15 protein-coding genes are annotated in these 12,215 nt (G+C 42.7%); all 15 read left to right on the top strand.

The window, feature by feature from the left end; translation table 11 throughout:
- Nucleotides 1–30 precede the first annotated feature (30 nt).
- The 15 genes from ABRS97_RS00800 (at nucleotide 31) to frr (ending at nucleotide 12,188) form a co-directional block, all read left to right on the top strand.
- Nucleotides 31–1,131 carry a protein-glutamate methylesterase/protein-glutamine glutaminase gene (locus ABRS97_RS00800; protein WP_367810998.1) on the top strand — a complete coding sequence of 367 codons (1,101 nt, stop codon included), beginning with the start codon at nucleotides 31–33 and terminating at the stop codon, nucleotides 1,129–1,131.
- A 51-nt stretch (nucleotides 1,132–1,182) separates the two neighbouring features.
- Nucleotides 1,183–3,255: a chemotaxis protein CheW gene (locus ABRS97_RS00795; protein ID WP_367810997.1), complete on the top strand. Its 2,073-nt coding sequence runs from the start codon at nucleotides 1,183–1,185 to the stop codon at nucleotides 3,253–3,255.
- A gap of 89 nt (nucleotides 3,256–3,344) precedes the next feature.
- Nucleotides 3,345–3,806 (top strand): chemotaxis protein CheW, encoded by a 462-nt coding sequence (locus ABRS97_RS00790; RefSeq protein WP_367810996.1) that lies wholly within the window; start codon nucleotides 3,345–3,347, stop codon nucleotides 3,804–3,806.
- Between the two features lie 36 nt (nucleotides 3,807–3,842).
- Nucleotides 3,843–4,430, top strand: coding sequence for a chemotaxis protein CheC (locus tag ABRS97_RS00785; RefSeq protein ID WP_483312404.1), 588 nt, complete (start codon nucleotides 3,843–3,845; stop codon nucleotides 4,428–4,430).
- Nucleotides 4,427–4,921, top strand: coding sequence for a chemotaxis protein CheD (locus ABRS97_RS00780; protein WP_367810994.1), 495 nt, complete (start codon nucleotides 4,427–4,429; stop codon nucleotides 4,919–4,921). Before ABRS97_RS00785 ends, ABRS97_RS00780 begins: the two co-directional genes overlap by 4 nt.
- On the top strand, nucleotides 4,922–5,356 hold the full coding sequence (locus ABRS97_RS00775) for a hypothetical protein (RefSeq protein ID WP_367810993.1): 435 nt from the start codon (nucleotides 4,922–4,924) through the stop codon (nucleotides 5,354–5,356).
- A gap of 19 nt (nucleotides 5,357–5,375) precedes the next feature.
- Nucleotides 5,376–6,164 carry a FliA/WhiG family RNA polymerase sigma factor gene (locus ABRS97_RS00770; protein WP_367810992.1) on the top strand — a complete coding sequence of 263 codons (789 nt, stop codon included), beginning with the start codon at nucleotides 5,376–5,378 and terminating at the stop codon, nucleotides 6,162–6,164.
- A gap of 36 nt (nucleotides 6,165–6,200) precedes the next feature.
- On the top strand, nucleotides 6,201–7,610 hold the full coding sequence (locus ABRS97_RS00765; RefSeq protein WP_367810991.1) for a flagellar assembly protein A: 1,410 nt from the start codon (nucleotides 6,201–6,203) through the stop codon (nucleotides 7,608–7,610).
- A 19-nt stretch (nucleotides 7,611–7,629) separates the two neighbouring features.
- Nucleotides 7,630–7,953 carry a hypothetical protein gene (locus tag ABRS97_RS00760; RefSeq protein WP_367810990.1) on the top strand — a complete coding sequence of 108 codons (324 nt, stop codon included), beginning with the start codon at nucleotides 7,630–7,632 and terminating at the stop codon, nucleotides 7,951–7,953.
- 32 nt (nucleotides 7,954–7,985) lie between these two features.
- A complete protein-coding gene (locus tag ABRS97_RS00755) occupies nucleotides 7,986–8,594 on the top strand; it encodes a hypothetical protein (RefSeq protein ID WP_367810989.1) in 609 nt (202 codons plus the stop codon).
- Entirely contained in the window at nucleotides 8,587–9,099 is a 513-nt protein-coding gene (locus tag ABRS97_RS00750; protein WP_367810988.1) for a hypothetical protein, read from the top strand. The genes ABRS97_RS00755 and ABRS97_RS00750 overlap by 8 nt, the downstream gene beginning before the upstream one ends.
- Before the next feature lie 260 nt (nucleotides 9,100–9,359).
- Nucleotides 9,360–10,058 carry a 30S ribosomal protein S2 gene (rpsB, locus tag ABRS97_RS00745; RefSeq protein ID WP_367810987.1) on the top strand — a complete coding sequence of 233 codons (699 nt, stop codon included), beginning with the start codon at nucleotides 9,360–9,362 and terminating at the stop codon, nucleotides 10,056–10,058.
- A 106-nt stretch (nucleotides 10,059–10,164) separates the two neighbouring features.
- Nucleotides 10,165–10,815 (top strand): translation elongation factor Ts, encoded by a 651-nt coding sequence (gene tsf, locus ABRS97_RS00740; protein ID WP_367810986.1) that lies wholly within the window; start codon nucleotides 10,165–10,167, stop codon nucleotides 10,813–10,815.
- Nucleotides 10,816–10,905: 90 nt separating this feature from the next.
- Complete coding sequence (pyrH, locus tag ABRS97_RS00735; RefSeq protein ID WP_367810985.1) at nucleotides 10,906–11,631, top strand: UMP kinase; 726 nt, start codon at nucleotides 10,906–10,908, stop codon at nucleotides 11,629–11,631.
- Nucleotides 11,632–11,633: 2 nt separating this feature from the next.
- Nucleotides 11,634–12,188: a ribosome recycling factor gene (gene frr / locus ABRS97_RS00730; RefSeq protein ID WP_367810984.1), complete on the top strand. Its 555-nt coding sequence runs from the start codon at nucleotides 11,634–11,636 to the stop codon at nucleotides 12,186–12,188.
- Nucleotides 12,189–12,215 lie beyond the last annotated feature (27 nt).

Raw genomic sequence — 12,215 nt, 5'->3', positions numbered from 1 at the left:
TCAATCAGCTCATAAAGGGAGGGAAGCAGCATGGCACCTTATAACATTCTTGTCGTAGATGACTCCGTCTTTATGCGCAAAATTATTAGTGATTTAATTTCTGAACATCCACAATTCGCAATTGTGGGCACAGCAAAGAATGGAAAAGAAGCCATAGAGCAGGTTAAGTTGCTACGGCCGGATGCAGTCACAATGGACATTGAAATGCCTGAAATGAATGGTTTAGATGCTTTACAACGAATTATGGCTGAGCTGCCTACACCCATTATTATGCTTAGTTCTTTAACGCAAGAGGGAGCGTCAGAAACAATTAGAGCGCTAGAACTTGGAGCAGTAGATTTTATTAGAAAACCTTCAGGGTCAATTTCCCTGGACTTATATAAAGTGAAGCAGTTGCTTCACGAAAAACTTCAAATGGCTGTGAAAACAAAGCTGAAATCTTTTCAGCAAGCGATGCCAACGAAAGTGATACAGCCGACTCTCGCAAGTAATCATGCGCAAATGATAAAGCCACCGAATTCCCTGCCGATACCTATCGGGGGCGGAACGAGCTTTGATCACATCGTGGCGATTGGAACTTCGACTGGCGGGCCTCGCGCCCTGCATCAGGTTGTTTCGCAAATCCCAGCTGGGTTCCCGGCACCCATATTAATCGTTCAGCATATGCCTCCTAATTTTACAAAGTCACTAGCTCAACGTCTAAATGACATTTCTCAGATTCAAGTGGTTGAGGCCCAAGACGGCGATGTCCTGCATGCAGCTACAGCTTATGTAGCTCCTGGAGGCTGGCATATGACTGCTTACAAAGATTCATTTAAAACGTACAAAATCCGATTGACGAAAGAAGAGCCTCGTTCTGGGCATCGTCCCTCGGTGGATGTTATGTTTGAATCTTTACTAAGCATGAATGAGTTGAAAAGGCATATTGTGTTAATGACCGGAATGGGGAGTGATGGTGCTAAAGGCATGCTCTCATTAATGAATTCCGGAGTCACTACGACAATAGCCGAGTCCGAAGAGACTTGTGTAGTCTATGGAATGCCGAGAGCTGCTGTCGAGTTAAAAGCTGCCATGCATATTCTTCCTCAACAGGAGATTGCGGCAAAACTGACTCAGGCCGTTCTTATTTAAAATAAACGTAACAAACAGGTTACATAATGATCCTATTGGAGGTGTGTGGTTTTGGAACTTAGTCAATATCTATCTATGTTTATCGATGAATCGAAAGAACATTTGCAAGCCATGAATGAGAACCTACTCAGTCTGGAGAGCAGCCCTCAGGACATTAGTATTGTGCATAATATTTTCCGCTCTGCCCATACGTTGAAAGGTATGTCCGCGACAATGGGCTTCGAGGATATTGCTTCCTTGACGCATGAAATGGAAAATGTTTTGGATTTGGTGCGAAACAACAAACTGGCCATGAATCCTTTTATTTTTGATTGTATTTTTAAAAGTTTAGATTCCTTAGAGTCCATGGTTGAAGATATTATCCAAGGTGGAACGGGAAAAGCTGATGTTACTCAAATCGTTGTAGCCCTGCGCTCAATCGTTACAGGCGATTATAATCGTCCACAGGCTACAGCGACCTCCGAGGTGAAAGAGCCTGCAAAAGGAATTGAAGTAGATGAATTTCAATTTTCTATTTTGCAACAGTCCATTGAATCTGGTTTCCTGGTGTTTTATGTAGAAGTTAGCGTGAATGAAAATTGCGTACTGAAGGCCGCGCGCGCTTATATGGTTTTCGATGCTTTAGAAAGAATGGGGGAAATCGTTAAAGCGACCCCATCCGTTCAAGAAATTGAGCAAGAGAAGTTTGATCGTTCATTCTCGCTATATTTTATATCAAAAGTCGATCAAGCCACATTGGAAAAAGAGATTTTGAATGTCTCTGAAATTGAATCCGCGGTCATTATTACTGTTGATTCTGAATCGTTAGTGGAGTTATCCCGTCCGAAAACGGAAGTGGAAGCGGCTACGAAAGAAATCGCGGCGGCGGTCGCAGCAGCAACAGCAACAGCTGCTCCTGAAGTTGGGGTATCTTCTAAAACTGAGCCAATATCAGCCCCTAAGCCTCCGGCTAGTGGCGGTGGGGCGCCAGTGGCCAATCGTACGATTCGCGTAGATATCGAACGGTTGGATGCACTTATGAACTTGTTTAGCGAACTTTTGATCGATCGCGTTCGCCTGGAACAATTGGCAAGTGAAGTTAAGCGCAACGATTTAACAGAAACCGTGGAACATATGTCAAGAGTAAGCAGCGATTTGCAAAATATTGTGCTGAAACTGCGCATGGTGCCGGTTGATTCGGTCTTTAACCGTTTTCCACGTATGATAAGAGATTTAGCCAAATCGTTAGATAAGAAAGTAGATTTGGTCATTACCGGTGCTGAAACGGAGCTTGATCGGACGGTTATCGATGAAATCGGTGATCCGCTAGTTCACTTGCTGCGTAATGCGGTGGATCATGGCGTTGAATCTATCAGCGATCGTTTAGCAGCTGGCAAAAGTGAGCATGGAACGATTCAGCTACGGGCATTCCATAGCGGCAACCATGTTTTTATCGAAATCGAAGAAGATGGAAGAGGGATTTACCGGGAAAAGGTATTGAAGACGGCTCTGAAAAATGGCCTTGTTACTCAAGAGCAAGCAGCTAAGTTGAGTGATATAGAAGTTTACAATCTTCTATTCGAATCCGGTTTTAGTACAGCCGATAAAATTTCTGATATATCTGGCCGCGGCGTTGGGTTGGACGTTGTAAAAACAAAAATCCAACTGCTGGGCGGTCACGTGCAAGTTGACTCCAAGCCTGGTTATGGCAGTAAATTCTCGGTTCAACTTCCACTTACTTTATCGATTATTTCGGCAATGCTTGTTCGTCTTGGCAGTGAAAAATATGCCATTCCGTTGTCTTCAATTGTTGAAACCTCGGCGATCCAGAAGTCACAAATACGCAATATTCATGGAAACAAAATGGTGGATTACCGTAATTCTGTTATTCCTTTGGTTTCTCTTAGCACACTATTCAATGTGCCTGACTTTAACGAGGATTTAGAAGACGAAACTGAAATTGTTGTCGTACGCAAAGGGGACAAGCAAGTAGCTCTGATGGTAGATGAGTTTATTGGTCAGCAAGAGATCGTTCTAAAGACATTAGGGAAGTATTTATCCAGCCTATTTGCAATATCTGGCGCAACGATATTAGGCGATGGACAAGTGGCTTTAATTATTGATCCGAATGCGTTAATCAAATAGGTGAATCTTGCGAAGTTAAGTTTGTGGCATAACATCAATTACGCTTATGTAGTAAATTTCGAAAAGATGAACTTTTGGGAGGGTTTCATATGGGAGAAGAAAAAAAGGTAATCGTATTTGCACTTGGTACAGAAGAGTACGGTGTAGAAGTCGAGAAAGTTAGAACGATTGAAAGAATGCAGCCAATGACCCGTGTTCCTAAAGCACCTGTTTTTATAAAAGGTGTCATTAACTTAAGAGGGGTTGTCATTCCGATTATTGAGCTTCGTTCCAGATTTGGATTGGAAGAACAAGCGTATACGGATGCAACTCGGATTATTATCGTATCTGCTGGGGAATTTGAAGTTGGTTTGATTGTAGACTCAGCGAATGATGTAATTGATCTTGATACAGATAACATTGATAACCCGCCGGAGATCGTTGGCGGTATCAAAGCTAAATATTTGGATGGCATAGCACGCGTAGGAGAACAGCGGTTACTTGTTTTACTTAACTTGGAGCAAGTGCTTGATCGAAACGAGATTCAGCAGCTTGAAAGAAGTGAGGAATAAAATGTGGATGTTTTCAAGCATTTAGCTGATTTTCAAATGGACGTACTGAAAGAAGTGGGGAACATTGGTGCGGGGCATGCTGCTACTGCTCTTTCCACACTTCTGGACAAGCCTATTGACATGCTTGTGCCTAAAGTGCGGATGCTGCCGTTTGAGGAGATCTGCGAGAGTGTAGGCGGAGCCGAGACGGTAGTTCTGGCCATTTTTCTCCGCGTAGATGGGGATGCTCCTGGGAATATGTTCTTTATCCTCAATCTCGATGCCGCCAAAAACATGTTAAGAGATCTCATTGGACTCAAAATTCAAGATTCGGAAGAATATTCCGAGCTTGAATTGTCGGCACTAAATGAAATCGGTAATATTCTAGCAGGTTCCTACCTGTCTTCTCTGGCCGATTTCACACACTTAAACTTACAGCCTACCGTTCCTTCGTTAGCGATAGATATGGCAGGGGCCATTTTAAGTTATGGTCTTCTGCAGTTTGGAGAAATGGGGGACCATGCACTCTTGATTGATACCAAATTTTTGGAAGGTGAGAATGAGGTACAAGGGCACTTTTTCCTTATCCCTGATCCTGAATCGTTTGGGAAAATTTTCGAGGCATTGGGAGTAGAGTCTCCATGATCCAAGACAATATGATCAAAGTAGGTATGGCTGACCTGAACGTAGCTCACCAAAGTGGTGTGCTGAAAACGACAGGGCTTGGGTCATGTGTAGGTGTCACTTTATTCGATAATCGCGTAAAGGTTGCAGGTATGGCTCATGTCATGCTGCCATCTTCAGAAATCGCCCGTGAGGGTTCCATCAACATAGCTAAATACGCGGATACCGCGATTCCTGAGTTGATTTCGCTTATGGAGAAACTTGGAGCTAGTGTTGGGAGAATGGAAGCTAAATTAGCTGGCGGCGCTCAGATGTTTGCTTTTGCTGGGAATAATGATACGATGAGAATTGGACCGAGAAATGTAGAATCTTGTAAAGAAATGTTGAAAAAGTTCGAAATTCCTATTAAAGCTGAGGATACAGGTGCAAATTACGGTCGAACAATTGAATTTAATAGTGATTCCGGTATCTTACTAATTCGAAGCGTCCAACAAGGAGTAAAGGAAATCTAAATGATGATAGGTACAATTCGTATTAATGTGATTGTAGCTGCATTGGCGGGGATACTCACATTTGCTTTATCGATTGGTAACAATCTACTTCTAACAACTTGTTTGAGAAGCTTCTATAGCTTTTTGATTTTGTTTGTCCTGACTTTTGGCTTCAGATGGGTAATGGGCCTGTTGACAGGGGCCGAACTTTTAGCTAAAAACCAGTCAACGGATACAGCAGTTAATGAAGCTGTCGGACAAACATTGGATTTGACAACACCTGATGATGAGGACGCGGTAACTCGAGAAATGCTTAAGTCAAATCAAAGACTTAATCCTTCTATAGATGCAACCGAACATCAGTTTTCACCACTGAATCCGCCTAAGCTAGTCACCAAGAATAATTTGGACCCTGAGCAACTGGCTGGTGCCTTGAGGCGTATGTCAGAAGATTAAGGATGGTGAAACGTAAGTCATGATCGAACAAAAGCAACCCCAATTGGCGAATATTGAGCTCTGGAAACAGTGGAAAGAGCAAGGATGGCTTCCTGCCAAGCAAGCACTCATTGAGAATTATCTTTCTTTGGTTGATTATGTATCAGGACGTCTAGCCATTGGACTTCCCAAAAGCGTTTCGAAGGAAGATCTTTCGAGCTTTGGAGTTATGGGCCTTATTGATGCTGTAGAAAAATTTGACTATGCTCGTGGATTGCAATTCGAGACCTATGCATCGTGGAGAATTCGGGGAGCAATCATCGATGGGCTTCGACAAGGCGATTGGGTGCCGAGGTCTGTAAGAGAAAAGGCAAAAAAAGTTGAAGAAGCGTATCAGAAGCTAGAGCAGAAGTATCTGCGATCAGTTACTGATGCGGAAATGAGCGAATATCTACAAATCAGCGAGCATGATTTTGGGCAGATGCTGCAGGATATCTCTATTACAACGGTGTGCTCGATTGATGATCCCATTCGGGAGGAAGATTCAGAAACACGTCTTTCTTTGCTTGTTGATGAGAAAGCCAAAAATCCTGAATATAAAGTAAATGAATTTTTTCTGAAAGAATCGCTAGCTCGAGCCATTGAGAGACTGACGGAGAAGGAACGTACTGTCGTATCGCTGTTTTATTTTGAAGAGTTATCTTTGAGTGAAATTGCGGAAGTCATGAGCTTGTCTCCTTCACGCATCTCTCAGTTGCATTCCAAAGCAATCCTACGATTAAAGGGTGTTCTTGGACGATTTAAGACTCAGCTTTTTCAAGATACTTAGTCACTCTATATGAAGGACACGAAAGGTGGTATGTCCATGATTGAGAGGAACATGCCTTTAGACTATTACATCACGATTTCCATCTCAGATGACAAACTATCGGCGTACTTATTAATCAATAATGCGGAAGATGGCTTTCGCGTTACAGTCGAAGAGTTAGAGAAAGTACTTAGTACGAATCGAATCGTTCATGGCATTAATGATTCTCAGCTAGCGCTTATTGCAAAGGATCCGAAGCCTTTTTTTCTACAAAAGATCGTGATTGCTACAGGTACGAAGCCAGTCGAAGGGCAGAACGGTTATGTTAAATTTGTTTATGATTTTGATCATGATGAGAAAAAACCGCTCGAGCTAGAAGATGGCAAAGTGAATTATAAAGAAGTTATCTCCATTAATAACGTTAAGCGCGGGCAACTGATTGGGCAGCGTTTCTTAGCGACAGAAGGTTCTCCTGGCAGAGCTGTAACCGGCGAAACGCTAAATACGAAAGCTGGTAAAGACGCTCGTTTCAAATTAGGCAAAAATGTGATTATTGATGCCGAACAAACGGGGCTCTATTCTGCAATTGACGGAATGGTCGTTAAGACAGATCGAGATAAAATTAACGTATTTCCAGTCTTCGAAGTTAATGGGAATGTGGACTATAACATAGGTAATATTGATTTTATTGGAACAGTCGTGATTCGCGGGAATGTGCTTCCGGGTTTTAAAATACGTGCTGCTGGTGATATCAGAGTAACAGGTGGCGTAGAAGCAGCGGAGCTTGAAGCGGAAGGTTCTATTGAGATTAATGCAGGTATTGTTGGGCAGAATAAAGCACATTTGAAAGCCGGTAAAAACGTAAAGTGCGCATTTATTCAGGATGCCGTTGTTGAAGCAGGCGATGAGCTTACTGTATCCCAAAGCATTATGCATTCAACTATACGTGTTGGGAAAGCCGTAAATTGCAACGGTTCCAAAGGTTTAATTGTAGGCGGTACGATTCAAGCTGGCGAACGAGTGACAGCTAGAACGATCGGAAATTCGATGTCAACAACGACTAATATTGAAGTTGGCGTTCTGCCCGAGCTGCGAAATGAAATGATTCTGCTTCGCGGTCAACTCAAAGTTCATATGGAAAATATGGATAAGACCGATAAAGCGCTTACTTTATTGGATCAATTAGCTGCAACCGGGCAGCTTAGTCCAGATAAACTAGCTATGCGAATAAAGTTGAATCATACGAAAAAGCAAGCACTTGAGGAACAACTTGCTCTAAAAGAACGTATTCTTGAAATCGAAAAGTCTCTTGAAGATTCGGATAAAGCTAAGGTGGAGGTTCTTTCCATCATCTATGGAGGTACCAAAATCGTTATTGGCCGTTATACGAAATTTGTTAAAGATCCAACTAATCGAGTGTCATTCCGTTTGAGCGATGGAGATATTTCAATGAGTGCTTATGTGTAATTGAGGGAGATGGTTAGTGATGAGTATGAAATCGATTGATTTACAATTTGCTGTTCATAAGAATGACGAGGCGGGTACCCGGCAAAATCAGCTTATGCAAAAACCGCGGCAGGATGAAACGATTTTAGAAAATCAAGCCATGCAAACAACTGAAAAAGATCGTTCGCGCAGTGGTAAGCTGGAAGAAAGTGCCCGTACAAACGTCAATGACCATGGACATAGCAAGCAAAACCAATCTAGAGAAAAGAGCGAGAGAGAACATAAAGCTGACTCTCAGACAGTATCAAGCTCTCACCATCCGGAGCATCCATATAAAGGGCATCATATTGATTTGACGCTATAATTTATTCATAGAAAAAGGTGAACCTCTTGGACATGAAGCCTTGGATGTATGTCGTGCTTCTGGGTCTCGTGATTATTGTTTATGCGCGATTTATCCCCAAAAAAGAGGCAACTGCTAAGCCAAACGTCGTACAGGAAATTGAAGAGACAATTGAAAGTTTTGCAGCAGAAATGGATGAACAGAACCAAGCTCTGCTTGATTTATTCTCACGAACCAGACAAGATTATGAGGTTGAGTTAGCTAAGCTCTCGGGTAGACTTGAATCTTTGGAGAAGCAAAAGCAAGAGTTGTCTCAAGAACTAACGAAGGTGCATGTTAATCAACAGCAAACCATGAGGATTATTGATCCTGTTGCTCAGGATCTTGAGAATTCATCCAAGTCGGGCCTTCCGTTTGCTGAATCGCAGTTATTAACTCCAATAGAAACTTCTTTACTATTACAAGACGAGGCGAAGATTGAAGAAGTCGAAGAGGTGCCCTCTTTTCCAGGCTTAAGCATGAAAGCGAGATATGCTGAGCTCTTCAGCCTTCATAATCAAGGTAAAGGTGTGGAAGCAATCGCTAAGAAACTTGGTTTAAATAAAGGCGAGGTGAATTTGATCCTTCAGCTTTCCAAACAGGAGGAGAAAACTCGTGTTTAAGAACCGTTCATTTGTATACGGCATCGGCACTGGCATTATTGTCGGAGCTATCCTTCTTCAGGTTATGTCTGTACGTCCTAGTGCGCAACCGCCGAGTGGGATATCTTTGGATGAAATGGATCCACTTCAATTGAAGGAACAGGCTTCTAAATATTATCAAGTCTTCGATAAAGAGAGTAAAGTGTATACACAAGCTGAATACGACGCTGGGATAAAATCGAAGGTTAAAGAAGAAACAGATAAACTGGCGGCTTCCAAACCTCAGGAAACGCAGACCAAGAATTCCACTGGGGCACAACGTACCGTCATTTACATTCAGCCCAATTTGGATGCAACCGCGGTTACTGAGCTGCTCGTGAAGTCAGGCATTATTACAGACCGTAAAGCGTTTACTACTGAACTTGATAAACAAGGCGGAACTTTTAAGCTTCAAGTCGGTTTTCACGTGTTCGAAGGCGTTCTTGATATGCAGAAAGTCGTAGCTAATTTGCTAGCCGTACAATAAACAGACCAACAAAACGATCTTTTGTGAGGTCTGTTTTGTTCGTTCAGCCCTAATATTTAAGTACATAAGGAAGCAAAAACCAGGGCAAAATGTCATCGAGACAAAAGGTTGCATCGCTAATTCAGTTATGGTATATTTATTCACGGTGTTAAAAACTCACGCCCGTCAATTTGCATAATGGTGCTTACTTTGGTAAGTTTTATGCAAAGATGCGATAGGCGGCGGATACCAAATAAACCATGTTAAGGGAGGGATTGGAGATGGCAGTTATCTCCATGAAACAGCTTTTAGAAGCTGGCGTACATTTCGGTCACCAAACTCGTCGTTGGAACCCGAAAATGGACAAGTACATTTTTACTGAAAGAAATGGTATTTACATCATTGATTTGCAAAAAACGGTTAAAAAAGTTGAAGAAGCTTACAACTTTGTTAAATCCGTATCCGAAGAGAATGGAACAATTCTTTTCGTTGGTACTAAAAAACAAGCGCAAGATTCAGTAGCTGAAGAAGCTGAACGTTGTGGCATGTATTACATCAACCAACGTTGGTTGGGTGGTACATTGACTAACTTCCAAACGATTCAAAAACGTATCGATCGTTTGAAAACGTTGGAAAGATGGGAAGAAGACGGTACATTCGAAGTTCTTCCTAAAAAAGAAGTTATCATTCTCCGTAAAGAGAAAGATCGTCTTGAGAAGTTCCTAGGCGGAATCAAAAACATGAAAGGCCTGCCTAGTGCTTTGTTCGTAATCGACCCTCGTAAAGAGCGTATTGCTGTTGCGGAAGCACGCAAATTGGGTATCCCAATCGTTGGTATCGTAGATACTAACTGTGATCCGGACGAAATCGACTACGTGATTCCAGGTAACGATGATGCGATTCGTGCAGTGAAATTGTTGACTGCCAAAATTGCTGATGCGGTTATCGAAGCTCACCAAGGCGAACAAACAACAGCTTAATCTATAGGCATGAGAAGAAGGGTGGTTGGAAGGTGTAACAGCCTGTCACCACCCTTTTTTTAAAGAGTGGAGTTCACTACATATAACAATCGGGAGGTTCTTTTCAATGGCAGTTACAGCAGCACAAGTAAAAGAATTACGTGAGAAAACAGGCGCAGGGATGTTGGATTGTAAAAAAGCGCTTGAAGAAGCAAACGGCGATTTGACGAAAGCAGCTGAGCTTCTTCGCGAAAAAGGTCTTTCCGCTGCAGCGAACAAAGCTGGACGCATCGCGACAGAAGGAGCAGTAGAGTCCTACATTCACGCTGGCGGTAAAGTAGGCGTTCTAGTAGAAATCAACTGTGAAACTGACTTTGTTGGTAAAACAGATCAATTCAAAGCATTCTGCCGAGACATCGCCATGCACATCGCGGCTGCAAGCCCAACTTATGTGCGTCGTGAAGAAGTGCCTACAGAAGCTTTGGATAAAGAAAAAGAGATTCTTCGTAACCAAGCTTTGAACGAAGGTAAGCCTGAGAAAATCGTTGATAAAATGGTTGAAGGCCGTATCGGTAAATACTACGAAGAGTTCTGCTTGATGGAGCAGTCATTCGTTAAAGATCCAGACAAAACAATCGAACAATTGTTGAATGAGAAGATTGCAACAATCGGTGAGAATATCTCCATCCGTCGCTTCGTGCGTTTCGCGCTTGGTGAAGGGCTTGAGAAAAAACAAGAAAACTTTGCGGAAGAAGTTATGTCCCAAGTTAAACTATAATAGCTACGGTAAAGATGGAACACTTGGTGTTCCTTCTTTTTTAGCTACTGAGCAACACCTGTTCACCTATTGAAACGGAGGGTATACGAGTTGGAGCAACCTTTTTATAAAAGAGTGATACTCAAGCTAAGTGGAGAAGCTTTGGCTGGACAGCAGGGCTACGGCATCGATTCTGAAGTCATTACCTCAATCGCACAACAAGTGAAAGAAGTTGTGCAATTAAATGTGGAAGTAGCCATCGTCGTAGGCGGAGGCAACATCTGGAGAGGGATTGCTGGAAGCGAGAAAGGTATGGACCGAGCAACAGCGGACTATATGGGCATGTTGGCTACAGTGATGAACTCCCTGGCGCTGCAGGACGCACTCGAAACGATTGAAGTACCGACAAGGGTTCAATCTTCAATCACCATGCAGCAGGTTGCAGAGCCGTACATTCGTAGAAAAGCAATTCGTCATTTGGAGAAGGGAAGAGTCGTTATTTTCGCGGCTGGAACCGGAAATCCGTACTTCTCGACAGACACGACAGCGGCTTTAAGAGCGGCTGAAATTGAAGCGGAAGTTATTCTGATGGCTAAAAATAAAGTGGATGGCGTGTACTCTGCCGACCCTTTTAAAGATCCGTCAGCGAAGAAATATGATACTTTGACGTATATGGAAGTAATTAGCAACAATCTCGGTGTCATGGACTCCACCGCTTCTTCCCTGTGTATGGACAATAACATCCCATTAGTGGTGTTCTCCATTACCGAGAAAGGGAATATCAAACGCGTTGTCCTTGGCGAGAAAATTGGGACTACAGTTAAAGGGAGTGTCTAACCATGCCGCAAGCCATTAAAAAAAATGCCGAAGACCGTATGGATAAAGCGATAGGCGCTTTGAAAAGAGACTTGACTTCACTGCGTGCCGGTCGAGCTACGCCTTCACTTTTAGATCGGATTCAAGTCGAGTACTACGGAGCGATGACGCCGGTTAATCAACTTGCAAATCTGACTACACCGGATTCACGAACATTATTGATTCAACCTTGGGACAAAAGTTCGATGACTTCAATCGAGAAGGCGATCATGAAATCCGATTTGGGATTAACCCCTTCTAACGATGGTACTGTCATTCGAATTGTTATTCCGGCTTTAACCGAAGAACGCCGTGCGGATCTTGTGAAGATGACCAAAAAATTCGGTGAAGAAGCGAAAATTGCTATTCGTAACATTCGTCGTGACGCTAACGATGACATTAAAAAGCTTGAAAAAGCAGGTATTTCCGAAGATGAATCCCGTAAGCATCAGGAAGATATTCAGAAATTTACGGATAAATTCGTAGCGGAAGTTGAGAAAGTGCTAGCTGCAAAAGAAAAAGAAATTATGGAAGTATAAGATAGATATGCCCCCCGGGTATTTACT

The sequence above is a fragment of the Paenibacillus tabacirhizosphaerae genome (assembly GCF_040812395.1).
Lineage (GTDB): Bacteria > Bacillota > Bacilli > Paenibacillales > NBRC-103111 > Paenibacillus_E.
The sequence above is the reverse complement of the archived record's forward strand: the minus strand, read 5'-3'. Positions and strand labels throughout refer to the sequence as shown.

Coding starts and splice junctions, on each gene's coding strand:
- ABRS97_RS00800 (WP_367810998.1), top strand. CDS start 31: ATGGCACCTTATAACATTCTTGTCGTAGATGACTCCGTCTTTATGCGC.
- ABRS97_RS00790 (WP_367810996.1), top strand. CDS start 3,345: ATGGGAGAAGAAAAAAAGGTAATCGTATTTGCACTTGGTACAGAAGAG.
- ABRS97_RS00785 (WP_483312404.1), top strand. CDS start 3,843: ATGGACGTACTGAAAGAAGTGGGGAACATTGGTGCGGGGCATGCTGCT.
- ABRS97_RS00780 (WP_367810994.1), top strand. CDS start 4,427: ATGATCCAAGACAATATGATCAAAGTAGGTATGGCTGACCTGAACGTA.
- ABRS97_RS00775 (WP_367810993.1), top strand. CDS start 4,922: ATGATGATAGGTACAATTCGTATTAATGTGATTGTAGCTGCATTGGCG.
- ABRS97_RS00770 (WP_367810992.1), top strand. CDS start 5,376: ATGATCGAACAAAAGCAACCCCAATTGGCGAATATTGAGCTCTGGAAA.
- ABRS97_RS00765 (WP_367810991.1), top strand. CDS start 6,201: ATGATTGAGAGGAACATGCCTTTAGACTATTACATCACGATTTCCATC.
- ABRS97_RS00760 (WP_367810990.1), top strand. CDS start 7,630: ATGAGTATGAAATCGATTGATTTACAATTTGCTGTTCATAAGAATGAC.
- ABRS97_RS00755 (WP_367810989.1), top strand. CDS start 7,986: ATGAAGCCTTGGATGTATGTCGTGCTTCTGGGTCTCGTGATTATTGTT.
- rpsB (WP_367810987.1), top strand. CDS start 9,360: ATGGCAGTTATCTCCATGAAACAGCTTTTAGAAGCTGGCGTACATTTC.
- tsf (WP_367810986.1), top strand. CDS start 10,165: ATGGCAGTTACAGCAGCACAAGTAAAAGAATTACGTGAGAAAACAGGC.
- frr (WP_367810984.1), top strand. CDS start 11,634: ATGCCGCAAGCCATTAAAAAAAATGCCGAAGACCGTATGGATAAAGCG.